21 protein-coding genes and 6 tRNA genes are annotated in these 24997 nt (G+C 41.7%); 8 read left to right on the top strand and 19 right to left on the bottom strand.

Translation table 11 applies throughout. The features are described from left to right. Nucleotides 1–4: 4 nt before the first annotated feature. The 5 genes from FD724_RS27815 to FD724_RS27835 all read right to left on the bottom strand — a co-directional run bounded on the left by FD724_RS27815 (nt 5) and on the right by FD724_RS27835 (nt 397). Nucleotides 5–76: transfer RNA gene (locus tag FD724_RS27815), tRNA-Trp, on the bottom strand. Nucleotides 77–79: 3 nt separating this feature from the next. Then, nucleotides 80–155 (bottom strand) — tRNA-Met (locus FD724_RS27820). 10 nt (nt 156–165) lie between these two features. Then, nucleotides 166–239: transfer RNA gene (locus FD724_RS27825), tRNA-Cys, on the bottom strand. Nucleotides 240–242: 3 nt separating this feature from the next. After that, a tRNA-Glu gene (locus FD724_RS27830) sits at nt 243–319 on the bottom strand. A 4-nt stretch (nt 320–323) separates the two neighbouring features. After that, nucleotides 324–397, bottom strand: a tRNA-Asp gene (locus FD724_RS27835). A 509-nt stretch (nt 398–906) separates the two neighbouring features. Between FD724_RS27835 and FD724_RS27840 the strand changes: the two genes are divergently transcribed. Further along, nucleotides 907–1755 carry a polysaccharide deacetylase family protein gene (locus FD724_RS27840; protein ID WP_179074836.1) on the top strand — a complete coding sequence of 283 codons (849 nt, stop codon included), beginning with the start codon at nt 907–909 and terminating at the stop codon, nt 1753–1755. A gap of 31 nt (nt 1756–1786) precedes the next feature. On the opposite strand, the gene FD724_RS27845 is transcribed toward FD724_RS27840, so the two are convergent. Together FD724_RS27845 and FD724_RS27850 are read right to left on the bottom strand one after the other, a co-directional pair. Further along, a complete protein-coding gene (locus FD724_RS27845; RefSeq protein ID WP_012409304.1) occupies nt 1787–2176 on the bottom strand; it encodes an alr0857 family protein in 390 nt (129 codons plus the stop codon). 16 nt (nt 2177–2192) lie between these two features. Continuing rightward, complete coding sequence (locus FD724_RS27850; RefSeq protein ID WP_114083778.1) at nt 2193–2699, bottom strand: HNH endonuclease; 507 nt, start codon at nt 2697–2699, stop codon at nt 2193–2195. Nucleotides 2700–3155: 456 nt separating this feature from the next. On the opposite strand from FD724_RS27850, the gene FD724_RS27855 reads away from it, so the two are divergent. The 3 genes from FD724_RS27855 (at nt 3156) to FD724_RS27865 (ending at nt 7271) form a co-directional block, all read left to right on the top strand. Next, nucleotides 3156–3491 carry a hypothetical protein gene (locus tag FD724_RS27855; RefSeq protein ID WP_012409307.1) on the top strand — a complete coding sequence of 112 codons (336 nt, stop codon included), beginning with the start codon at nt 3156–3158 and terminating at the stop codon, nt 3489–3491. 1141 nt (nt 3492–4632) lie between these two features. Next, entirely contained in the window at nt 4633–6654 is a 2022-nt protein-coding gene (locus FD724_RS27860) for a GAF domain-containing protein (protein WP_179074837.1), read from the top strand. Between the two features lie 8 nt (nt 6655–6662). Then, nucleotides 6663–7271: an SRPBCC family protein gene (locus tag FD724_RS27865; protein WP_114083736.1), complete on the top strand. Its 609-nt coding sequence runs from the start codon at nt 6663–6665 to the stop codon at nt 7269–7271. Between the two features lie 81 nt (nt 7272–7352). Here FD724_RS27865 and FD724_RS27870 read toward each other — a convergent pair. Continuing rightward, nucleotides 7353–7425 (bottom strand) — tRNA-Glu (locus FD724_RS27870). A 327-nt stretch (nt 7426–7752) separates the two neighbouring features. Between FD724_RS27870 and FD724_RS27875 the strand changes: the two genes are divergently transcribed. Continuing rightward, nucleotides 7753–9663, top strand: a complete 1911-nt coding sequence (locus FD724_RS27875) for a sodium:proton antiporter (RefSeq protein ID WP_179074838.1) — start codon at nt 7753–7755, stop codon at nt 9661–9663. Between the two features lie 121 nt (nt 9664–9784). Here FD724_RS27875 and FD724_RS27880 read toward each other — a convergent pair whose 3' ends face one another. Continuing rightward, complete coding sequence (locus FD724_RS27880; RefSeq protein WP_179074839.1) at nt 9785–10444, bottom strand: cytochrome b N-terminal domain-containing protein; 660 nt, start codon at nt 10442–10444, stop codon at nt 9785–9787. A gap of 225 nt (nt 10445–10669) precedes the next feature. Then, nucleotides 10670–11368 (bottom strand): triacylglycerol lipase, encoded by a 699-nt coding sequence (locus FD724_RS27885; RefSeq protein WP_179074840.1) that lies wholly within the window; start codon nt 11366–11368, stop codon nt 10670–10672. A 619-nt stretch (nt 11369–11987) separates the two neighbouring features. Between FD724_RS27885 and FD724_RS27890 the strand changes: the two genes are divergently transcribed. Continuing rightward, nucleotides 11988–13499, top strand: coding sequence for a hypothetical protein (locus tag FD724_RS27890; protein ID WP_179074841.1), 1512 nt, complete (start codon nt 11988–11990; stop codon nt 13497–13499). Nucleotides 13500–14072: 573 nt separating this feature from the next. On the opposite strand, the gene petJ is transcribed toward FD724_RS27890, so the two are convergent. The 6 genes from petJ to FD724_RS27920 form a co-directional block, all read right to left on the bottom strand. Further along, nucleotides 14073–14417, bottom strand: coding sequence for a cytochrome c6 PetJ (gene petJ, locus FD724_RS27895; protein ID WP_179074842.1), 345 nt, complete (start codon nt 14415–14417; stop codon nt 14073–14075). Nucleotides 14418–14662: 245 nt separating this feature from the next. After that, nucleotides 14663–15082 carry a plastocyanin gene (gene petE / locus FD724_RS27900; RefSeq protein ID WP_179074843.1) on the bottom strand — a complete coding sequence of 140 codons (420 nt, stop codon included), beginning with the start codon at nt 15080–15082 and terminating at the stop codon, nt 14663–14665. 316 nt (nt 15083–15398) lie between these two features. Then, nucleotides 15399–15890: a photosystem II cytochrome c-550 gene (psbV, locus tag FD724_RS27905; protein ID WP_114083743.1), complete on the bottom strand. Its 492-nt coding sequence runs from the start codon at nt 15888–15890 to the stop codon at nt 15399–15401. Nucleotides 15891–16022: 132 nt separating this feature from the next. After that, the gene (locus FD724_RS27910; RefSeq protein ID WP_012409317.1) at nt 16023–16238 is read right to left on the bottom strand and encodes a hypothetical protein; all 216 of its coding nucleotides are present in this window, start codon (nt 16236–16238) and stop codon (nt 16023–16025) included. A 225-nt stretch (nt 16239–16463) separates the two neighbouring features. Continuing rightward, nucleotides 16464–17291 (bottom strand): carbohydrate ABC transporter permease, encoded by an 828-nt coding sequence (locus FD724_RS27915; protein ID WP_179074844.1) that lies wholly within the window; start codon nt 17289–17291, stop codon nt 16464–16466. Next, entirely contained in the window at nt 17288–18196 is a 909-nt protein-coding gene (locus FD724_RS27920) for a carbohydrate ABC transporter permease (RefSeq protein WP_179074845.1), read from the bottom strand. Before FD724_RS27920 ends, FD724_RS27915 begins: the two co-directional genes overlap by 4 nt. 542 nt (nt 18197–18738) lie before the next feature. On the opposite strand from FD724_RS27920, the gene FD724_RS27925 reads away from it, so the two are divergent. After that, nucleotides 18739–21006, top strand: coding sequence for a 26S protease regulatory subunit (locus FD724_RS27925; protein ID WP_256874374.1), 2268 nt, complete (start codon nt 18739–18741; stop codon nt 21004–21006). 170 nt (nt 21007–21176) lie between these two features. On the opposite strand, the gene FD724_RS27930 is transcribed toward FD724_RS27925, so the two are convergent. The 3 genes from FD724_RS27930 to FD724_RS27940 form a co-directional block, all read right to left on the bottom strand. Continuing rightward, the gene (locus FD724_RS27930) at nt 21177–21476 is read right to left on the bottom strand and encodes a type II toxin-antitoxin system RelE/ParE family toxin (protein ID WP_179074847.1); all 300 of its coding nucleotides are present in this window, start codon (nt 21474–21476) and stop codon (nt 21177–21179) included. Then, the gene (locus tag FD724_RS27935; protein ID WP_179074848.1) at nt 21473–21694 is read right to left on the bottom strand and encodes an addiction module protein; all 222 of its coding nucleotides are present in this window, start codon (nt 21692–21694) and stop codon (nt 21473–21475) included. The genes FD724_RS27930 and FD724_RS27935 overlap by 4 nt, the downstream gene beginning before the upstream one ends. A 202-nt stretch (nt 21695–21896) precedes the next feature. Next, nucleotides 21897–23117, bottom strand: a complete 1221-nt coding sequence (locus tag FD724_RS27940) for an ABC transporter substrate-binding protein (RefSeq protein ID WP_179075645.1) — start codon at nt 23115–23117, stop codon at nt 21897–21899. Between the two features lie 375 nt (nt 23118–23492). On the opposite strand from FD724_RS27940, the gene FD724_RS27945 reads away from it, so the two are divergent. Then, complete coding sequence (locus tag FD724_RS27945) at nt 23493–24905, top strand: MFS transporter (protein ID WP_179074849.1); 1413 nt, start codon at nt 23493–23495, stop codon at nt 24903–24905. The last annotated feature ends 92 nt before the right edge of the window (nt 24906–24997 follow it).

The raw sequence follows: 24997 nt of genomic DNA on the forward strand, positions 1-24997 counted from the left end.
CTGACACAGGGACTAGGATTTGAACCTAGAACATCGGATTTGGAGTCACGATGTGTTGCCGTTACACCATCCCTGCATTTGGTGGCAGTGGCGGGATTTGCACCCGCATATACCAGGGTATGAACCTGGGGCTTTGCTGGTTAAGCTACACTGCGATCGCACCAGAGGTCAGGGCGGGATTTGAACCCGCGCTAATCGGTTTTGCAAACCAACGCCTTCGACCACTTGGCTACCTGACCATTTGGGAGTCCCGACGAGATTTGCACTCGCAATCTTCAGTTTGAGAAACTGACGGCTTAAACTATTCGCCTACAGGACTACAACCAGGGTGACGGGATTTGAACCCGCAACATTTCCGCAGACAACGGAACGCTCTAGCCAATTGAGCTACACCCCGATTTTTGGGAATCTGTGCCTAAACTTTGAGATTTTTAGGCACAGATTTTGTTGATGAACTTGCCCATTTCTTATTTAGTTTTCAAGGTTCAGAAAATTGACTTTTTACTGTTAAAAACTGTTAGGAAAACAACCGAAACTCTAGGTAGCAAGCCTGTTATGTATTACGGATGTATTCAGTGGTTTTGATGAGTGCAAACTTAGAACTTTTTTCGTTTCTTGCCTCTACTACCGATGGTGTGCAAGTAGAAACAGCTTTTTTGACTGGGGACTTTGGATTATTCCAACGCCTGTCCTTTAGTTGTATGTAGAACATAACTTTGACTCTTGAGAAACTTGTTTTCCGCTCCACTACATTCATACTACAAAATACTACAAAAGGTGTCAAGGGGTTTCAGAAAGTTTTTTTGAAATTGTCTAGAAGAGTTTCTGCACCTAGGTTTGAACTTACTTAGCCCCTCTGAAAATTCAAACTACAGTTATGCTTGGGTGAGTTTTTAAAAGCCTGACGTGACAGACAACTACCTCAAGCGACAAAAAATAATTAGTTTTATTGCGATCGCCTTTAGTATTACAGCTTGTAGTATTGCTCCAGGCACTTCCCCACAATTGGGGTTGAACCAGCCAGTTAGCAAAAGCCACACTGCACAAGTTCAAGATCCAGCAAAGGGCCTAGTTAATGTCCAACTACCGCCATCAGCTAAAGTAGAAAACCCTACATTTACAGTCCCAGCTAAATTTCAAGGAAAAACAGTTTATAAAGTTCAACTCAGCAGCAACGAAAAGGTTATTGCTCTGAGCATTGATGATGGGCCTTGGCCAAAAACAACCCTAGAAATGCTAGATATCCTCAAGCAAAATGATGTTAAAGCAACATTCTTTTGGGTAGGACAAGCTTTGCAAGCAAATCCCGACCTAGCCAAACAAGTGGTAGCCGAGGGACACGCCATTGGCAACCATACTTGGCATCATTGGTATCGGCAAATGGATGAAGCCACAGCTAAGAGTGAGATCGATCGCACATCTGACCTGATATACAAAACTACAGGAGTGAAAACTGCTCTGTTTCGTCCTCCTGGAGGTTTTTTAAACAACGGATTAGCTGCTTATGCGAAAAGCCAGAAAAATGCTGTCATTATGTGGTCGTTAACTTCAGCTGATACCGATCCTCACGCCAAACCGCAAGCATTTGTAAATAATGTCTTGAAAGGCGCGAAACCAGGTTCTATTGTTTTGATGCACGACGGTGGTGGCGATCGCCGAAGAACAGTAGAAGCTTTGCCACAAATCATCAGTGGACTCAAACAGCAAGGCTATCGATTTGTGACAATTCCCGAACTGCTACAAATGGCGCAATAAAGGGTGAGAATTTCTCACCCTACTATTTCGTTTATTCACTCATGACAGAAGCACAAGCTTGAGCTTCCTGCCAAAGTTTGTGCAAAAAGAACTCAGCGCGATCGCTCATAGTGGTGAAAAACACACCTACAGCATCCTTAGAACTATCTGATAGCCAAGAACCTTGCAGAGTGACTTCCATATATTGGGTATCAGAGGCACAGAGAGCAATGATTTCTCTGTCATCCCTTTTTACCTCAGCCTTAAGCACTTCTACTCCTGGCAAATCCACAGGGAGCAAAAAGGAAGCAGTACTGGGTTCAATGCACAAACTTTGCCCAACTCGCAGGGCCAAAATCACTCGCTGCGCTACCCATTCTTCTAGCGACAGAGTGAGACATTCCAAATCAAAACTGCTTTCTGTGTAAGTTAATTTCAGCATTCCTTATGCTCTCCTGCTATTCCAGGCTTCCTTGCATATCTATCCAAAACTGTTCTGCAAAAGAAATCGCGGGGTGAATTGGCGCTTTTGGTTTGGTACGTAATTGCATACCAGACTCAAATAAGGTGCGATCGCCTTTACGGGAGTTACATCTCTCACAAGCTGTGACTACGTTATCCCAAGTGTGAGAACCGCCTCTTGAGCGCGGCATCACATGATCTAGTGTTAGATGCTTGCCGCTACCGCAATATTGGCAACTGTGATGATCTCGCCGTAAAACTTCCCGCCGATTCACTGGCGGAACTTTCCACATCCGCTCATTAGAAGTGATTGTTAAGCGAATATGTTTTGGCACATCAATTACCAAGTTGGGTGAGTGAACTCGCCATCCGCTTTCTGTGGTAAAACCTAACGGTTGAGCTTTGTTGGTTACTAACAGCACAATCGCCCGCTTGATATTGATCCGACACAGTGGCAAGTAATTTTGAGAAAACACCACTACAGATTGCTCTAACACTTGCATTGCGTTCGCACCGCGCATTGTTCGCGTAGCGGACGCACCAGAAGATATCGTCACAGCTTCACTCCTTATAAAAAACCCCCGCTTCCTGTTTGGGTGAAGCGGGGGTTATAATTGACCGGAAAACTTTCTGGTCTCATATTGGTACAGCATTCCTTTGCCTGTACCCCCCGCTTTCTTCATCTAGTTGTGGTTTCGCAATCAACCCACTTATGCTGAGATGTCTAAAATCATAATTACCCTCTGTGATTTGCCCATAATTTCGGCTACCATCGCCCATAAATAAATACTCCACTTCCATAGCAGCTGATTCCCAACTGGCTCGGCAATTGGTAGGGCACAAAATTGAAGTAAATATGGGGAAAATGGATTTCACAGAAAATTTCACCTATTGAACATTCCTTTAAACATACTACACTTGTATTACTATCCTGTCTATAGTTTCAAGGAGAAATAGTGATGCATACGATCGCCCGCACCCCAACCACCGATATGGAAGTTACCAGCATCCGCCTAGAGCGAGAACTCAAAGATAAGCTCAAAGAAATAGCTGGAAATCAGGGATATCAAGCTCTGATTCGAGATATTCTTTGGAATTATGTCCAACAAAAATCAGGTGAATGGAAGCCTCGATTTTCCCGAGCGGACATTCGAGCTAGCATAGCAGCCACAGCCCAGCAAGAAGAACGTTGTGTACTAACAGGTCAACTAATTCAACCCCAAGAACCAATGCTGTTAGGGCTGACGAGAAATGGCGATATGGTTCCTCTGAGTGTCGAGAGTTTGGCTGGATAGTCTTAAATATTCAGGCAATGCAGCCTAGTTATTTTATTTAAGGCTGACGTACAAGAGATGCTCCAACCCCCTTAAAAAGGGGGCTTTTAAGATACCCCCTGTTTAAGGGAAGCCAATTGCTCAACTTAGGATACCCAAGTTGAGCAATTGGTGTTTGTTAGGGGGTAGTGGGGCTACGCAAACGAAGTTTCAGCTTTTCAGTACGTAAGTCTTATTACTGAATAATTGGGCTACATTCAGAATTTAGCTTTATTTTCTCTAATCAGTAAAACTTATTGTTAAGATTTGTAGCTTATTGAAGAAGAATTCAGAAGTCAGAATTCAGGAGTCAGAATAAATCAGTCGGGGATTCAGACCCGCGACTGATTAAAGACCACCAAATCGTAGATTTAGTGGGGGTCTTAAACCCGGCTATTCAGACGCTCGTGGACTCGCTTTAAGCGAAGCCATGCCGTTGGCGCAGCCTCTCGTAGAGAAGGCTTTACGCTGCGCTATCCGCCACTCGCACAGAATTCATTCTGAATTCTGACTCCTGAATTCTGTTCGATAAAAGGAAATTCTGAGGGGATACGAATTTTATATTTTAGATTTTTTGGTTCATACCCCGCTCTGAGCTAAGAGAGTAGTCTCTTTCAATCCAAAATCCCAAATCCAAAATTGGTTTGACGCTCTGGCTTAGTTATATTTGATTGAAAGCAACACAGAGCAAAGGATAGCTGCTTAAAGGACTAAAATAAAAACAAAATTTTACAAAAATCTTAAAATCAATCCAGTGTTTTTACGGTCATGACTGGGGGATTTTCCTGAGATTCCAGAGAATTTACGGTTTATGTATACTTACAGACAGGATATTCTAAATCAAAGTTAGTTAATTATCTCAATATAGAGAAGATAAAGCAGCCAAAAATAATCAGGCTGGGTCATTTTAGAATATCCTAAGTATCTCACTACCTATGTAGCAATTTGCTTTATATAGCAGCAACTTGGCCATCTGCCATAGAAAAGGGCTATAACAGGTGAGAGAAAGTATTCATATAAGATTTGTCAATTATCAAGGTGTCGCAACACAACTAACGGTGAAGAATATGCCAATGGGTTGGGTGCAAAAACAATGGATTTATTATCCAAGGGCGTGCCAAGAATGAAAAAGCCTTTATGGTCGCCGACACAGTACGTAGATGACATAGATCGACTACAAACTTACAAAGTCAAGCTGATGCAGCATCAGGAAGAAACTGCCCACCAGTTGGTACAAAAGATTAACCAAATCATTGCCAATACCTCATCTACGGCTTTGATGTTGCAAGATATTGCCCAATTGCTAGGAACTGCTTTTGAAGTAGATTGTTGCTGCTTAGTTTCAGTAACGAGTGAAACATCTGACGAAGCAAGTACTATGAATTGGTGTGCCGATCAATATATGGGGTTGCCACATCCAGAAGAAATGTTTTCGATGGAACAATTGCTTATGCACTCGCCAGTGCTGCAATGTGCTGCTGAACCATTGACTATTGAAGATATTTCCATCATTCAGAAGAGTTTGGTAATTGGCTGTCAGTATTTACCCCTACCCATAAAAGCTGTTTTGGCAATTCCCACCAGGTTTGGTGGAAATAATAATGGGGTGATTAATCTGATTAAATTCCAACCTTATGATTGGAGTGAATCAGAAAAACAACTGCTAAAAGAAGTAGAGTCTGCTTGTGCGATCGCTTTTTCTCAAGTGGCGCAAGCTAAACTAATTACTCATCAACAACAATATCTTCAAAAAGGCGATCAGTATCAAAGCTTGATCAAGCAATTAACATTACTGAGTCGCAGTAACTTAGAGCTTAATCAAATGCTCCAGTTAGTTATCGCCTCTACTGCCGAATCTCTACAGGCAGATCGAGGTTTACTTATACTACTAAAATATACTGATCCACTATTTAGGACTCAAGCTAAAAAACAAATTCCGAAAGCGAAAGCTAGAGTGGTTGGTGAATGGGCGAAGGCAACACAAATTTGTCGCACTACTAAACCAGAAACCTTAGAACAGCAGTCTTTTTTGCTTTCGGAATGTGGTTTGTGCCAGCGTCCCTTCATAGATACTGGAAAAGCAGTAATCTTTGATAACTATACAGAGCAAAATGATACTTCGGTAGCTGCTCCATTATTTGCGATCGAGCAATTGCCTGCCGTCTTATTAGTGCCGTTAGAAAGTCAAGGTAAAATCTTAGGATTTTTGGTGCTACAGCAAGCTACTACTCGCAGTTGGCAAGCAGCCGAATTAAATCTTGTGGAAATGGTTTGCGCTCAAGTAAGCAACGCCATAATTCAGTCACAGACATTGCGTCAAGTACAAACTTTGGTAGATGAGCGGACAGCGAAACTCCAGAGTAGTCTGGAACTCCAGGCAAAGTTGCATGAAAGAACCCGGCAATATGTTGAGCAACTGCGGAAACTCAATGAACTCAAAGATGAATTTTTGAGCAACATGAGCGATCGCTTGCGCTATCCTTTGACAAATATGCTGATGTCCATTCGGAACTTACGTTTGCCAGGAATCGCACCAGAGCGTCAAATTAGATACATGGATATCCTAGAGCAGGAATGCACAAAGGAAATCAACTTGATTAATGACTTGTTGACACTCCAGAAACTAGAGTCGCCTCACGAAGCTCCACAATTAGAATCTATAGATTTAAATACTAGAATTCAGGATATAACAATAGCTTTTGAGAAGAAACTCGCAGAGAAGGGATTAAAGATTTCTGTAGATTTACCAGAAGAATCGCTAAAACTGCAAACGGAACTGGAGAGTTTTGACCGCATCCTGCAAGAGTTGTTAACTAATGCCTGTAAATACTCGCAGCATGATACCACCGTCCATTTAGAAGCTGTTCACCGAGTCGATCAACAAATCGATCAAGTTATCATAAAGGTGACGAATACAGGACATGCCATCTCCCAAGAAGAAGCAACCTACATCTTTGACAAGTTCCGTCGCGGAAAAGGGCGTTGGACTCCAGGGACTGGCTTGGGACTTGCTCTAGTCAAGTCTTTAGTGCAGCATTTGAATGGAGCGATCGCAGTTGAGAGTCTCCCAATCTCGGATTCTGAACAGAGCGAAATTTGCTTCACCCTGACTCTGCCCCAATTTTCTGACGAAAGCAAACCATAATTCTTAATGTGACTAAAGAACAGAACCCAACAGAGAACCTTGATTTCCAGTCTCCTAGTGATGACACCAATCTTGAAGGAGATTTGAGCGCTGATCTAGTCGCTTTGGCAGCTAAGGTAGAAGTTCAAATTCAGAAAATAGCAGAGCGACAGCGACAAATCAGCGCCAAAGTCCAAATCCCCCAACCGGTGGAAAAAATTTGGAAGGTTTTGACAGATTATGAAGCCTTACCTGACTTTCTCCCCAACCTCGCCAAGAGTCGTCTAATCGAGCATCCCAATGGTGGAATTAGACTGGAGCAAGTAGGCTCCCAGCGCTTACTAAATTTCAACTTTTCGGCGCGGGTGGTTCTGGATTTGGAAGAATGCTTCCCCAAAGAAATTAATTTTCGGATGGTAGAGGGAGATTTTAAAGGTTTTTCTGGTAGCTGGTGTTTAGAGCCTTATTCCCTTGGTGAGTATATAGGAACAAATCTTTGCTACACAATTCAAGTTTGGCCTAAACTCACCATGCCAGTGGGAATCATTGAAAACCGCCTGAGTAAAGACCTACGGTTGAATCTTGTGGCTATTCACCAACGTGTAGAAGAGTTAGCCACCAAAAAACCGTATATATAATTAAACGCTCGTTCAGAAATAATCCTGAACGAGCGTTTTAATTTATCAACTTGTAGAAAGACACGCTTCTACTTTTTTAAGTACCCCCAGGGGAATTCGAATCCCCGTTACCTCCGTGAAAGGGAGGTGTCCTAGGCCTCTAGACGATGGGGGCATCGGACTCAGACCTTTTATAAAATAACTAATTTCCTAGCTGTTGTCAACAGCTTTTGCGAAAAAAAGTTTTTGGCAGCTAAACTGGGTGGTGGCTAAAGCTTGAAAAGGATACAAAGAGATGGAGAAACAAAAAGGATTTCGTAGAAGCTCCTGTGGGAAGCCGCAGGGTGCATCAACGTCTGGTGCTGGTAACTTCGAGAGAAGCTCAGATAGAAAAAACGGTAAATTCTGCCAAGGACAAAAGGGTATGATGTTGTACCCTGTAGAGTTAATATCTACGATTTTTTACCAAAGATTTTGAAATAAATCGCTCAAAATCTACAACATGGAAGCATCTTTTGAAATTACCCTACAGATGGCGATCGCTGTTTTTGCAGGCATTAGCGCTCAAGTGCTGGCTGCATACTTTCGCATACCCAGCATCGTCTTGTTATTGCTGTTAGGCATATTGTTCGGCTCTGATGGCATAGGGCTATTGCATCCCCATTTGCTGGGCACTGGAGTGGAAGTTATTGTCGCCCTAGCAACTGCAATAATTTTGTTTGAAGGCGGACTTAATTTGGATCTGCGAGAGTTAGGCAGGGTTTCAGTCAGCTTACAATTGCTCGTCACTCTCGGAACGCTAATCACACTACTTGGTGGCAGTATGGCTGCTCACTGGCTGGGTGAATTTCCTTGGAATATAGCTTTTCTCTATGCTTCCATCATTGTGGTGACAGGCCCAACCGTCGTTGGCCCTTTGCTTAAACAAATCAATGTAGATCGGCAAGTAGCAACACTTTTGGAAGGTGAAGGGGTTTTAATTGACCCTGTAGGAGCGATTCTCGCCTTCGTTGTCCTCGATACCATTGTGAACGGTGATGCCGATCCAATTAATGCGATCGTTGGTTTATTAATACGCCTGGGTGTTGGTGCAGCAATTGGTGGTGCTGGCGGTTATCTGATGAGCTTGATTTTCAAACGCGCCAGTTTTCTGTCATTCGAGCTAAAAAACTTAGTGGTGTTGGCGATACTTTGGGGTTTGTTTGCCTTATCGCAAATGATCCGCAGTGAATCGGGAGTCATGACAACAGTTGTTGCAGGAGCAGTCTTTGCTAACTCCTCAGTTCCAGAAGAACGTCTGTTACGGAGCTTTAAGGGTCAGCTAACAATTCTCAGCGTCTCGGTGCTATTTATCTTATTAGCTGCCGATCTATCTATTGCCAGTGTGTTTGCTTTGGGCTGGGGTAGCTTATTCACTGTTTTGGTATTAATGTTTGTCGTTCGCCCGATTAATATTTTGTTGTGTACCTGGAACAGTGATTTAAATTGGCGACAGAAACTATTTTTAAGCTGGGTTGCTCCTAGAGGAATTGTTGCGGCTTCTGTAGCTTCTTTTTTTGCAATCTCCCTTACCCAGCGTGGCATTAACGGCGGTGATTCCATTAAAGCTTTAGTTTTCCTGACAATTATCATGACTGTTGTCTGCCAAGGGCTAACAGCTGGCTGGGTTGCCAAATGGCTGCAAATTACCTCCAAGGACGTAACTGGGGTAGTGATTGTGGGTTGTAACCCATTGAGTCTTTTGATTGCCCGGTTCTTTCAAGAACGGGGAGAAAATGTGGTCATGATTGATACTGACCCGGAATGTCTTGTTCAAGCTGAGGCGCAAAATCTGCGAGTGATTGCCAGCAGTGGACTGGATGCTGCTGTTTTGGAAGAGGCGGGACTTGCTTCGATGGGCACTTTTTTGGCGATGACAAGTAATGGCGAGGTGAATTTTGTTTTGGCTCAACGAGCAGCCGAGGAATTTAAGCCGCCGCGCGTTTTAGCTGTTTTCCCCCGCGATCCGCAAGCGAGTATTTCGGTTAGTAATAAAGTTAATCAAGCTTTTATCCCAGACTTAGCGATTAAAACTTGGAATGAATATTTAAATGATGGGCGAGTCAAACTGGGGACAACTACGCTAAATGAGCTAGAATTTTCCACTCAGTGCGATCGCATTCAAGAAAAGATTCGGACTGGGGTGTTGATACCGTTATTGGTAGAACGAGAAGAACGCTTACAGGTAATGCCAGTTAACCAAGATTGGGAAATTGGCGATCGCATTATTTACCTATTACATGACCCCAGACCTAGCCTTTTAAAACGTTTATCTGGTGCTACCCAATCCACTCCCCTCTCTCTAGAAAAGTTAGCGGAGGTTGAAGACCTATCCCTCGTTCAATTGTCCGCTAGTGAGGCTCCTGGGGGATGAGGGAAGAGGACAAGGGGACAAGGGGACAAGGGGTGAGAACTTGAAACAAATCTTTCCCCTTGTCCCCAATTCTCCTTGTCCCCAAGTCCTCTTCCCAATACTCCTCTTCTTTGACCCTTTATTAACTTTGGGAAGGAATAAATTCGCCTTCTGGTGGTTGTTGCAAATTACCAATTTCTGGTCTTGGCGCTTCTTGATACATTTGCCATTCCTGCCACAGTAAAGCAGATAAATGCACGATGGCAAGAATTAGCGTCGCCACCGAAATGAGATAACTATGTATTGTGTAAAGGTGTTCGACAGTAACTGTATTAATCGCTCCACCCCCAGTTAGGATTTCGCGCAGTTGTCCACCAATAAAAGGAATAGCTTCGATGGTTCCCAATTCAATGTTAAAACGCCAGTATCCTTCCTGAGTCCAATCTAGGATCATCGCTGTCCAGTCCAGCCCGATCGCACTTAAGGTCAACAAAATCCCGCTAATCCAAGCAGTCAGCCAACTCTTGCGGAATTGGCGACCTAAAAACATCACCACAATTTGAATTAGAGCGATCGCAATTACCGCATTACCAGCAATGTTATGCGCTCTCCAAAATAACCACCCGTATGGCACTTGTGTATTAATCATCTTTAAGGAGTTATAAGCACCGCCTGCTGTCGGTTCATAGTAAAAAGAAAGCAAAACTCCCGTAGAAACATAAATTAAGCACAAAGTCAGAATCACGACTGACAATATCGTTGCCATTCGTCGCATAATCCTATCGAACTGGGTGCTTTGCATAGCTCACCCCTCCTGTTCTTAACTAGGTATTTATTACTTTCTAATTTTAACTACGAAATATTAATATATGTTGCACTTTTCAAAGAAAAATAAATTTTTTAATATTTCCGATAAGCTAACCAGCTCAATACCTTTCATGAGTGCTGAGTAAGGAGTAAGGAGTAAGGAGTGTGAAGGGATAAACCAATTCTCAATTCCCAATAACTAATGACTAATGACTAATGACTAATGACTCAAATATTGCACCCAAGCTTTTAAGGGTTCTGGTGAGCCATACCAAATTCCAGGACTTCTCGGAGAATGTCTCACACCTTCAATTACCAGATTTTCTGCACCTTCCAGGTGAGCAGCTTCAATTGGTGTGATGCCATCTCCCCAAGTGTTGCCTTTACCACAGGTTAATTGGTAACTACTGTAAGCTAACCAGCTACCACGCCGCCTTTCCCCAAAGATAGTTTTGCCAGCCACACAAACGTAACGAACGTTTTTATAAAAAGCTCCTGGGTAGTTATTGGTGACAAAATCTAGATTTGAGCGTGTCCAGCGTTCTTGGCTAATATGGGGTGTACCCAAGGTGATGAGAGTTGCAACCAAAGGATGCGCTTTCCAAAGCGAGGGTTTAGCGTTACTGCCTACCATATAAGGCTTTTCTCCCATGTAGATGCGGGATATCCAACCTCCGGCTGAGTGACCAATTAAGTTAACTTGGGTAGCATTATATTGCTGCAATGTATGCTTGATTGTCAGGTCGAGTTTTTGTAGAATCGGTGTTACAGGTCTTCCGCCAATAGTTGGTAGCCAGTCGCGCCGTCGCAGTGGAACTGTAACCGTGGGAAAATCTAACTGTTGTAAGGATTGTTCTAGTTGGCGGTAAGCGATGGCGCTTTCTAGATATCCCGGTACAATAACTGTCGGTAACGGCATTTTAAATTTTTGAGGCAATGATTGAAGGTTTGAAACTTTTTTACAAAGAAGTAGTCAAAAATCAAAAGCTATAATTGCGATCGCACAGATGAACTCCTTTTATAAAAACCCAAATAGCTTTGGTGGGGTTTAAGACTAGAATGTCAATAAAATTGTACAATTTACAACAGTTTTCGGGTCTGCTGATGTGGTAGTATTCTCACATAGGGACTAGTCTCGGACAAGCAAATGTGCCATCTGTTACAGAAGCCTAGTTGACTGGAAAAGCGTAAAAAAACAAGGTGACTTCAGCAGATGTTTTGATGTACTCAGACTTGTATCTTGACTTAAACTTTAATAAATATCCCAGATATTAATTTTAATTGTGTGCGTCATAAAAATAACAAATCAAAAGTAGTAATTTTTCAAATATCTCTTTAGCAAGCTTAAATTTGAAGATATGAACCAGCGTTATTAAACAATTACAAACCTGAATAAATGGCAATTTTGGCGTTTTCGTTGCCATGAGCGGAAATTATTATTTCCTTAGAGGGATGCATGTATTGCGATATTTTGCAATATAGTCGGGAAGAGAAAATCGTTAGTCAACTGCAACTGAGCCGAGTGAACGATAACAACTATGTCTTACGTCTCCTTGTTTAAAAATATACCAGAACTGTTAAGCCAGCCAATTGGGATAGCAGCTATAGCTTCTCTTGGCATCCACGGTGCGATCGCTATGATTGTGCCATTGATGCCTATGGATTCTAGCAAACCCAAAGATACAGCATCATCAAAAAGCGTCGGGCTTTTGGAATTGAGCCAAGCGGATCAAAGTCGTTTACCAGAAAGTACCCCCAAAATTGGTTTACAACAACTTCCTCCAATAGCGCCACTTTCTGCGTCTAACTTTAGCACCCAAGCTGGATTGTCCCCATTGGTAGCACCGCCATCCGGCAGCCAGCTAGTACTGCCTCCGCTACCCCCATCATCGAATAACTATCGAGTCTCCTCATTGCCTACAAGACAGTCTTTGCGGATGATTCCTAGTGATAATTTGCGATTTGATGCTTCTAAATTTGACAACTCTAAATTCAATAGCAGCCCCAAATTTACTCCATCAGTTCCTCGTGTAAATGTCACTGATACCAAATACGAGGCATCTAAGCCGTTAGATGTAAATAGGTTGCCGATATTGCAGTCGCAGCAAATACCTAATGATATTCTGCAAAATGCTCAATCTCAGAACCTGTCTAACACTAACCCTATTACACCAGTACAGGGAAATATCGCTCCGCAAATAACGCAGCCGGTTAATAACGCGTCTAAGCCTATGGCTCAAAACCAGCTCATAAATTCTTTAAAACAAGCTCCAAGGGCTGGGGATAGCTTAACCCTAATTAGAGGAACCACGTCACAAGCACCTGATTTATCTCGAAAAGGGACTGAGTTGGCGATCGCACAGCTAGATTCATACGCAAACCTGAGAAAAGAAGTTCAGCAACAATACCCCAACGCAGAACAAAAACCAGTCATCCGCCAAACATTACCCACAGATAAGCCAAATCTTCAAGGCTCTGTTTTGGGTGTATTAGTGGTAGACCCTGATGGTAAAGTTCTAGATATCAAGTTTCAAGACAAGCTAGTTTCCCCGGAATTGCAATTAAAAGCTAGGGAATACTTCAACAAGCAATCCCCCAAGGGAGATAAACGGATCAGTTCCTATCCATTTAACCTAGATTTCCAAAACAGTACTAGCAACAGCAGTGGGACTACTCCATTATCTACACCTGGCATCAATAACAATCAGCTTACCCCTTTACCAGCAGCTACTTCTAAACCATTTCCCGATCTGCGAATCAGAAATAACCAGATATCGCCTTCATCAACAAGTATTCTTAAACCATTAGCTGCACCGGGAGTAAATGGCAATCAGCCTGTCTTAACACCTGCAGCTACCCCCAAACCATTATCTGAATTGCAAATCAGAAATAACCTCACACCTTCATCGGCAGCTAATACTTCGAAACCCTTAGTGCTACCGAGAGTCAATAAGGTTCAGGCTACACCCTCTACTGAATCCGATAAAAAACTAGTAGAACGGTTGCGTGAAGTCAAGGAAAACAGAGACAAGTCTAATCCAGAAAAATAATCACTTGCTGGTGATTTGGGATTAAAAACTAGGTAAAGGGGTGGTTATAAACCGCATCTATACAAATAAAACCCACCTCCGTGGGTTTCAAATTTTCTTTAGTCTGCTTCCTGTAGCTAAGTTTGTGTAGCCGCGAGTTTTATTCACTTTGGTTCTAAGTTGACACGTATGAGTATTGCTGTGCCCCTAAGAGGTTGTTTGAAAAGTATTTCGCTGTGACTTTAGACACTTTTAGATCCCCCCTAACCCCCCTTAAAAAAGCAGGGCTGATTCATTCCCCAAAGAGCTTTAAAAATCAAGGGTTCTAGCGATTAAAAATTAGTTATTTTGTTACTGGCGTGCCGATGAAACCAACTATTTTACTGATATTTCAGTGCTTAAATGTTCATCTCTTCGTCACACTTACTTACAATTTTCTTGCTAACCATCTTGACAAATCCTGTTTGAAATGGAATGAATCAGCCCTGCTTTTTAAGGGGGATTTAGGGGGATCTAGAATGTTTTGCTACCAAGAAGAGGACTTTTCAAACATCCTCTAAGAGTGATCTATATTCCATACAGTTGAGAGCTAGCTTACCAGCCTTGTTCTGCATTCTGAAAAACGTAAGCAGCTACCTCCAATATCTCTTCAGCACTTAACTTTCCTTTAAAGGCAGGCATGGCATTTTTACCATTTTGGACTTGGTGGATAATCGCCTCGATTGAGTCGCTATCATAATTTTCTAGGTATTTTGACAATGCTTCCTTTTTCAAGGTTTTCTGGCTAATAAGGATATTACCGCCACCTATATGGCAAGAAGCGCAGTTAGCCTCGAAAATTTTAGCACCGTTGGATGTTTCGGCAGCTAGTGCTGGACTAATGAATGTCAATTTGAATAGAGCGATCGCTATCATTAAGATTAATAAAAGTATTCTCAAGAGAATTTCCTCGCAACAAGCCTCCAGCAAGAGTATAAACGTGATTAATCCCTGATTAAGTCAAATTTGATCAAAATTGGCGGTAACGAATTCATCCCTCAATCGCTACAGATTGTTTAGCGTTTTAGGGGACGATAAGACTCGTTACCGCCATTTATCCATTGTGTGCGTCACTCTAGGAGCGTGGCGTGTTGCTATGAGGTAATTTCATACAGAGAAATCATCTTCTGTCAACGAGGATGTTTCTAGCCTTGGACAGTAATTTTACCAACCATGCCAGCACCACGGTGAGGTTCGCAATAGAAGGTGTAGTCACCAGCAGGTGCGTCTGCGGGGAAAGTGGTTGTTTCCTTTTTACCAGCACTCATCAGCAAAGTCTTATGAGAAAGAGATTTTGCTAAAGCGGCATCCTTTGCAGGGTTTTTGGCAGAGTCAAACACAACGTTGTGGGGAGGAACTTTATTGTTCACCCATTCAATTGTGTCACCTGGTTTAATTGTCAAGTTTTTCGGTTCAAATGCTAGTAGTCCTTTATCGCTACCCAATTTCACCTGGTAGGTTTCAGCAGAAGCGCTGGGAGTAAAAACTGCAAAACTACTAACAACTAAAATGATTGTCAACACAGCTAAACTAAAGCGTCGCAAGCTTGCCGAAATCAATTTCATGGCTCTCTCCTAACAAACAATTTTTTTTCCTTTCTCATTTTAAATAAAATCAACACCAAATATGACAATCTGTCATAGATACAATTTTTTTTTAATAAATGGGGAGCAATTTATTGCAAAAAGCTGTGAAATCAGTAGGGAATGGGGAATGGGGAAGGGAGCAGGGAGCAAGGGGGAAAAGGGGACAAGAGGTGAGAACTTGAAACAAGTCTTTCCCCTTGTCCCCAATTCTCCTTGTCCCCAAGTCCTCTTCCCAATGCCCAATGCCCAATGCCCTATTCCCAATGCCCTATTCCCAATGACTCAGTTCCAGGATTTAGTAATAGATTTTTCCGCCTCCCCACTTAGTGCCAACGATTTTGGGTTGTATGAGAATATGACCAGCGATCGCTTCCAAGTCTTCATCCGTCAGATTTCGCATTGCTGTGAAAATATCTGCACTCTTGATACTGGGGTGGATTTCGGAAATCTCTTCTTCCCCATCGTAAGTAGTAGGATTTTTGAGATAATCCACCAAGCCTTCAATGTTATTACGGTTGGGTGTTGCCAGTGCCAGATCGTCTGGAGTAAGTCCAACGTTCTGGTTTGTCTTGGTAACTCCCCCAGCATGACATTGGGCACAAGCGTAATTAAATAAGCGTTTGCCTTCTTTTACTTGTTTCAGGCTAAGTACGGTGGTCTCACCCTGAGCATTTAATGGCACTGTTCGGGTAGCTTTGTCTAGTTCCACTGCTGTCGCGCTACCGACAAGCAACTGAAACGAGAGTAAAACAGTGGCCACAACAACGCCAATTAGTCTTCTAAACATGTTTCCCCTTAAAATTTTTGACGCTCAACACAGCTAAGAAAGCGGTTCTCAATCTCCAAGCTGCTAATTGCTAATGACTCATTGTTTTTTGTCATTAGCTATCAATGATTAGCTAAAGCCCAAGATCACCCGTTAGGTGTCCTCGTCATCACCCACCAAGTCGCTAGTACCTTTTGGGTGTGTTTCAAACGATATTTGGGAAATAATTGCCTTTGCATCTTCTAACGCCAAACGGGTCTTTTGGTGTTTGTAGGCGATTCCCAGTTGGTTGCACAGAGAAAACACTTTTTCTACAGGTATACTGTAGTCGGCTGCTATCTCTGCGATCGATAGGTCTGCAAAACCCATAATGCTTGTTAACTGATAGATAGAGATTGAGTCGCTGTAATACCAATATCACGTTAGGAGTGCAATTTGTTGCCCAAAATACTGTTTGGGGAATGGGGAATGGGGCAAAACAGTTCCGAGTTCCGAGTTTCGAGTTCTGAGTAAATCTCAGTAAACAAGTAAGATTCCCCACTCAGCACTCAGCACTTACTACTCAGCACTCCTGAAGGGCATTGGGAATGGGGTTTAACCTTTTCCCCCAGTGAAGGTAACGCTTTGAATAAAGTAACGATTAAAAAAGGCGTAAATACCTAAAGCTGGCAGGGTAAAAACCATAGAAGCTGCCATAATGTAGTTCCAATAGCTAATGTATTGGCCTTTGAAGGTATTCAGCCCCAAAGGGAGGGTAAACATTTCTGGGTCAAACAGGATAACTATCGGCAGTAAAAAATTATTCCAACTTCCCATAAATACAAAAACTGCTTGTGCTGCTAGTGCTGGTTTTGCTAGAGGTAAGACAATATGTCGGAAAATTCCAAAGGTATTTAAGCCATCGAGTTGAGCCGCTTCTTCTAGTTCTTTAGGAAAATTAACAAAAAATTGCCTCATCATAAAGATAAAAGTGGCATTCACCATGCTAGGCACAATCATGCCTTGATAAGAATTCAGCCAGCCGATCGCTTTTAAAATCAAAAATGTCGGAATTAGGGTGATTTGCGCTGGTACTGCCAGCACAGCCAAGATTAGAAAGAACCAAAAGCGCTTACCCACAAAACGCAGTCTTGACAAGGCATAACCAGCCATTGAATTTAACAACAAGTTTAAAAACGTAACGCTGACGGCAATTACCACACTGTTGAACAACCAGCGCCAAAATAACGGTTCTTGGAGAAAGATTTGTCTGTAGTTGTCAAGAGTAAAATTCTTGGGGAGAAAGTTGGGTTCACCACTGACAATCTCTGTTAGCGGCTTAAATGATGCTGAAAGCGCCCAGAGAAAGGGAATTAGGGTAACGATCGCATAGAGTGTCAGCAAGACGTATAGCAAGACTTTTAAGCCAGAGATTTTAGTCAAATCCGTTCGCCTCCAAAAAGTCGCCGTTGAATCAAAGTGATGGCAACGATCGCAGCTGCTAACAAAAATGCGATCGCAGCTGCATATCCCATTTGTAAATTGCGAAACACAGCTTGGTAAATTAGCAGCACCACAGTTAAGGTAGCGTTATTTGGGCCGCCAGTACCCCCAGAAAAGATGTAAGACTGGTCAAAAAGTTGAAAAGTCCCAATCACCCCCACAGCTACCACAAAGAAGGTTACAGGCTTAAGCAAGGGAAGAGTAACGTGGATAAATTGCTGCCACCCATTTGCGCCATCGAGTTCCGCCGCCTCATAAAGTGTTTGGGGTATATCTTGCAAGGCGGCCAGATAAATCACCATGAAAAACGGCGCAGTTGACCAAATGTTCATGATCATAATGCCTTTGAGCGCAACATCTGGATCGCCCAACCAGTTATAAGTAGGTAGCCCTACAAAAGCAAGAAAATCATTTAGTAGCCCATCAGTGTTATAAATCCACATAAAGATCAGCGTCAGCACTGCTGAAGAGGTGACTGTGGGCAAAAAGTAGAGGATGCGCCACCAGTTTTTACCGCGAATCCCAGAATTCAGAGTTACCGCCAGAATTAAAGCTAAGACTGTTTGAGTTGGCACAACAATGGCTACGTATTGTGCTGTGTTTCTTAAAGCAATCCAAACCCTTTCATCTTCAGCTAATCGTGTGAAGTTCCGAAAACCGATGAACTCGTACTCAATACCGCCGAGAAGTCGGACTTTTTGCAAGGAAAGAAAAACGGCGTAGAGAATGGGTAAGACTACAAAAGTCCCCAAAACTAGAATGGTGGGCATCATGAACATATACCCAGCCAAGTTTTCTGTGATATTCCACCTGGGGTTACTCCGCCGCCTGTTGATTGCAAGCACTACAGAACCTCCGTTTAATCCCGCACTACCCGGATTTCTCACGAAGGGGAGTGTGGGGAGTGTGCGAGGTCAGATTTCTTCCCCATCCTCCCACACCTCCCACACCTCCCACACCTCCCACACTCCTTGATTTCTCACTTGTGAGAAATCAAGAACTAACCCGGCTGTAGCGATGGGTTGTGCATGATTATTGATCCTACTCCTGTAATTAAATTAAGTTTCTATTTTTGGAAAGCCTAGACGCAAAACGGCGATTTACGAGATATCAGTTGTATGAGTTAGCTGCTTATGTAATTTAGGGAACTATATATCTAGCTTCCTTGGGGATGCTAATTAACCCGACTCAAGCAAGAGGATACAAAATGTCATATACAGCCTACTTACGTTCGATTAAAAGTGAACTCCAGAGAACTGATAAAACTCAAAAAAGCCTACGGGTAAAAACTATCATAGAACAGTTTGGCTACCAGCGTAGAAGTCAATCATTCATAGATAATTTTAATACTGCTCTTGATGAATTGGGACTTTGTGCAAATCCTTGCTTGGATTTGTATATTCCGCTAGATACAAAAATTGCTATTTCTATTAAAGGTGTAGAAGCAATCAATAAAGTAGCTGAATCTGAATCAATTTCAGTCAAACTACAAGAGGCAATCTCAGTCAAACATGATTTTTTCTACTACTTGTTTGATTTTGGCTCAGAACAAGAATATGAACGATTCCAAGCATGTTTAGATTCTCATCAGCCAGTAGGTATTTTTTTAATTCCACAAGTAGAAGATTTCTTCTCTGATATTGTTGTCAAAATTTTTAATTATGAATTAATTAGAAAATATCAATACGGAGGATATACTAGTACTCCAAAATCTGCCACTAGAAAAATTCCTACAAGTCTTGCCTCAGATAAAGATTGTGACGATGAACAGGAGAGTTCCATTTCTGATGCTAATATTTTTCAGTTTCATCGAGCAACTATGACCAGTATTATACTTGGCAATACTGGTTTAGAGTTGCTTGATTCCGAAAAATTCGATCAGCAGTTTGAACAGATATCTCTATCTGCCAATAAATATAATTCTGAACAGTTTTTTATTTTATTTCATTGTCCATCAGTATTAGAAATCCAAGCTCATCAGCAAGAAGATGCTTTAGGATACTTGGTAGATAGAGTTGCCAGTAAAATTCCTTTTACTTTTACTCTCAGATGTAAATACCCAAATGAAGCCTCTCTTGAGCATAAAGAAGAAGTATATGCTCATTTTCGTCTATTGCTAGAACTTCCATATTATCAAATAGAGGAAGATGATGTATCTTTGCGAGATTATTTTGTAGATTTGCAAAAAGCTCAGATACAGGCTGAATCACAGTTATTTTTAAAGATAAAACCCGAACATTTTTACAGTCTGAAATGGCAGCAAGAAAGTAAAGAATATATCTATCTCAAGTATTTTGCTATTAAAACCTTAGAAAATCTAGGATATGAATTGTCTAATATTGGCTGTGAAGTTGAGTTGACTTCTAAGGATGAAGAAACACCAGATGAAGATACATCAGATGATTATGAAGAGTATCAAAGTGAAATTATAGAAGTCTATGTAAAAAATCAGGTAGTAGTTGAGATAGAAACTCTCAAATACCAAGAATTTCAGGATAACAATCTCTTCTTAGATCCCCTGAAAAGAGTTTTGAGGAAATCAAAAGTATGGCCAAATAAGCTAGAAAGTCTTTGGTTGGTAATTCCCGGTTTTGAGATTGCCCGCAACTATTACCAACTAAAAAAAGCTAAGGAAATCTTAGAATATAAGTTATCTGGATATTATGGCGATCGCTTCCAAGTTGTAATCATGGCTCCTGATTATGAAAAACACCAATTAGTCCCAGTCTCATTTGATTCTATTGAATATCCATCTTTTGAGTATGGGGTTAAAAAACCTAGTTTATTACAGGCATATCCAGTTACTAACCGCGTTAAAGAATTTAAGCTTGACTTTAGCCAAGTAAAAGGACTAAACGAAGAAAAAGACAAACTAGATAAACTTCTCAAGCTGCAATCTAAGGGACACAAGGGTTCAATTGGTGGAATTCTTTTCTATGGATTACCTGGATGCGGTAAAACTCTACTGGCAAATGCTTTTGCTAATGAGTCTGGCAGATATTTCTTTAAATTCTCTCCTGCTGATATTGTCAGTGTTTGGATAGGTCAAAGTCAAAAAAATATTCGAGATATTTTTGCTCAAGCTAAGAAAAAAGCTCCTTCAGTTTTATTTATTGATGAGTTAGACAGTATTGGGTTTAATCGTAATGAAGACAACGCCCACACAGACCAAAAAGCAACTATTAATCAATTGCTCATAGAACTAAATAATCTTCAAAATAGTGACGTGATTGTAATAGCTGCTACTAATTATTTGAGTGGTATTGATAGTGCTTTGAAACGTTCTGGTAGATTGGATTGGAAGATTCCTATCTTTCCACCGTCTCAAACAGAAAGAATAGAACTATTCATACACTACCTGTCAAAAATTGATATGAATCAGCTAGTTAACTTTGAAATGCTGGCAGAGAAAAGTATGAAGTTTACGTCATCAGATATCGAGTTAGTTTGTCGAGAAGTTAGAAATGCTATTCTTCTAGAAGAAATAAGTTCAGCTTTAACAACTTCAGATGTGATTAATTACATCAATAATCTACAAGATGGTGGTTTAAGTCTTAACCAAGAACAAGTCAAGGAATTTATGGAAGAGTGTAAAAGAATGAGTGTGAAGAATCCTAAGCTAGAAACTCTGAAATTAGAATGGGATTTGTATTAGCAATAGCTCAATAAAAATGGCGATCGCTATTTCTACACCCTAATTGATCGTAAAAAATCACCCTGCGTCCGGTTGTGGCGATCGCTTGAACCTGAATTGAGTTAAGTCTCTGGTTTAAGAAAGCGATCGCTTTTTATTGTGTATGGTTTTATTGAGCGATCGGCAGACTTTCAAATATTTCTATTCTGCCATTGTTTAGGGTCACGTTTGACGTGAAAGCAGGCGATAATAGTAATTACATTTTCTTCCACAATATACATCACTCCATAAGGAAATCTACGTATTAAAACTCGTCGTACTTGTCGATAAACTTGAGGATAAGCTAAAGGGTTGCGTCCGATTAATGCCAAACTGCTATCGACAGCACGTACAAATTCTGAACCTAATCCAGAAGTACGTTGCTCGTACCATTCAAAACCATCTTGGATATCAAGCTCTGCTTCTGGGCTAATAATTAACTGATAAATCATTGAGAAAAACCCAGTCTTTGCTTAACCTCTTCCCAGGTTGAACCGTGATTTGGGTTTTGACGATGTGTTTCTAAACGTCTATCCAATTCTTGTTTTTGCTCTTCGCTCAGAATTACTGCATTAGTATCAGTCAGAATGCTATCCCATAAATCCTCTGCAAGTTGTATTCGTTCGGATACGCTTAATTGGGAAATATCAACGTTTAATAGGGGATGCATAGTTATTTACTATTGTTAACTAACATTTACAATTTTAAGTCAATTTTTTGCAAGTTGTTTTGTTTGCTTCATTATGTATCTTCGGTTGAGATAGAGTTATTAATCCCGATTTTAAGTCATTGCTCATTCAGATCCCCAGATTTCTAATTTCTGCAAGAAGTCTGATTTTGATTCGTTACGAGTAGAAAAAACTTGCTATGCATTACTCCATCGCCTTAATTTGCTGATTAGCTTCATTCTGTGCCTTCATCATCGCCTGCTTTAATGGTTGTTGCCCCAACAAGGCGCTGACAAACTGGTTCTCAAAGTTATTGACGATCGCACCTGGATATTTCCCCACCTGCCACGGTGTAGCATAATCCACTCCCGCCACTAATGGCGATCGCAGTGCATCTTGGTCATAGCCCAAATTCTTTGCCACTGATTTACGTGTTGGCAAAGCAAACCCTGTTCCTGTCCACTTCTGCATTCCTTCTTTACCTGTGAGATAAGAAATCAACTCCCAGGCTTCGGCTTTGTGCTGTGCAAGATTATTCATCACGTAAGCAACTGTAAAAACCATCGTGCCTTTTTTGCCATTAATCGTAGGCACTGGTGCAGTCGCAAACTCTACTTGGGGAAAGGTTTCAGTTAAGTAAGGAATTGCCCAATTACCCTCAATCACCATTGCCACTTTACTCTGACCAAACATTTCACTACCTGAGTTTGTCCCTACATCAGATTTTTGGGCAGAGGAACGGTCTTTTTGATACTGGTCTACTACTAACTCTAAACCCTTTAAACCTGCTTCACTGGCAAAGGTAGCATAACCATTTTGATCGATGAGTTGCCCACCAAAGGCTTTGATTTTATAAGCCTGACGTGCCAATTCGGGAATTTCCCCAAAGCCGTATTTGTTAAGTTTGCCTGTCAATTGTTTCGAGTAGTTACGTAATTCATCCCAAGTAGCTGGCGGATTACTCAACCCGGCGGCAGCAAATGCTTTTTTGTTATAAAACAGGGCAAGGGTGGAATAGTCTTTGGGAAGACCATAAATATGATTTTGATATTTGAAACTATCGAGTAGGGTATCTTCAAAATCCGTTAGGTCAAATTCGGGGGTAATGTAACTTTCTAATGGTTCTAGGACATTCTGACTCATCAAGAAAGGAGCTTCTAGCGCATCGAGATAAAAGACATCTGGCGCAGCTTCCCCAACTAAACGAGTTTTAATTACATCCATGTATTGGTCGGAAATTACCTCATATTTGACCTTAATAGTTGGATGTTGTACCTCAAACTCTCGCAATACCTGTCTCAAGAGTTTTTGCTCAACAGGAGAACCTCCCCAGCCACTAAGTTTGATACTAACTGCGTTAGATGCTAAGGGTTTGCTTGGCAATTGTAGACTTTGACAAGCAATAATAGCGATCGCGATCGCCATTACCAATCCCAAAAAATTAAATAGTCTTTTTTTGATCACTTGTACCTTCTGTTGTTAAGGAGTGATATTTTACTTATCTAAAATTTTTGTTGAAAATTGCAAGCTAGAATAACGAAAACTTATTAAAAATGCTATTAAAGAAGAATTCAGAAGTCAGAATTCAGAAGTCAGAATGGGCTAAACGCCCCGCTATCGCGGACTCGCTAATGCTGTGCTATCCACTCTTTCGTGACGCTCGTAGACTCGCTATCGCTGCGCTATCAAAATTCATTCTGAATTCTGGCTCCTGACTCCTGAATTCTATTTCGATAAAAGCATACTGAGTTCTTCGACAACCGGATTTATATCAGGATGCTTTACTCATAAACATACATTATGGATTTTGTTCAGGTTGAAACAACTGCACCACTGGCTCTGGAAATTCCCCAGATTTCTTTACCACCAACAGCACTTTCTCCAACCTCTCGAATTCCCAAGGATGCGATTCGCACAAGTTTAAAAGCCTCCACTGCGGATTCTGTCTTAGCAGCAGTTTACTCTCTTGGAACTGGCGGAATTTTACTCAGCAATTTCTTGGTGGAACTGGGTGCTAGTCCAGTAGTATTTGGGATGCTTTGCTCTATCCCCATGTTGGTCAATCTGATTCAGCCGTTGGGTGCTTACTTGTCTGAACGTAGCACGAGCCGCTTTCAATATTCTCTTCGGACACACGGAATTGGTCGGCTGCTATGGCTGGCTCTAGTAATTGGTATTGTAGGCGTAAGTTTAGAAGCAATCAATACTCACCAATTAGTGATATTGACACTTTTGATTGTCCTATTCAGCAATCTTTTGGGAGGACTAGGAACCGCATCGTGGCTAAGTTGGGTTGCAATGATAGTTCCCCGACGATTGCGAGGCAGGTATTTTGGGACACGCAATAGTGCTGCTAACCTCACTAATTTGGTTTGCGTACCAATGGCTGGTCTAGCTGTATCACATTGGTATGGTGGAACACTGCAAGGCTATGGGGTGATTCTGCTAATAAGCATTGTGTTGGGAATTGCGGGATTGGGGTGTCAGTATTTCCAAGTGGATATGAATCCGCGATCGCAAAATACTTATTATGACAAGTTAACTCAAACAGGTGAGATTCAGCCAGAGGTTGCAAAAGATGAATATTCTGAAGTCACTCAATCAATACAAAACCAATTAACTAATAGTGTTTGGAAAAACTCTAACTTTTTAAGATTTTTGCTGTATTTCAGCTTCTGGAATCTTGCTGTGAACCTCAGCGCTCCTTTTTTCAACCTCTATATGCTAGACACGCTGGATTTGGATGTCAGTTACGTGACTATCTACAACAGCCTTCAGGCCGGGGCAACTTTGTTAATGCTTATTTTGTGGGGAAAATTAGCAGACAAGATAGGCAATCGTCCCATCCTCATCTGTATTGGAATTTTGGTTGCAGCCACACCACTACTATGGCTAGGAATTGGTGCCAATCACCTTGATATCTGGTTGTGGCTACCTCTGTTACATATCTTGGCTGGAGGTACTTGGGCGGCGATTGATTTGTGTAGTAACAATATACAATTGGCGATCGCACCAATTAAAAATCAGTCTATCTATTTTGCGATCGCAGCTGCCGTTGCTGGAGGGAGTGGTGCTTTAGGCGCAACTATAGGCAGCTTCATCGTCCAATTTGCTCAGTTTGGAGGCTTGCTAGGGTTGTTTGCCCTCTCTAGTCTATTTCGACTAGCAGCACTTGTTCCACTCATTTTTGTCAAAGAGCCGATGAGAGGATAAGGGAGCAGGGGGCAGGGGAGCAGGGAGCAGGGGACAAGGGGACAAGGGGACAAGAGGTGAGAACTTGAAACAAGTCTTTCCCCTTGTCCCCA

It is taken from the genome of Nostoc sp. C057 (genome assembly GCF_013393925.1).
Lineage (GTDB): Bacteria > Cyanobacteriota > Cyanobacteriia > Cyanobacteriales > Nostocaceae > Nostoc > Nostoc muscorum_A.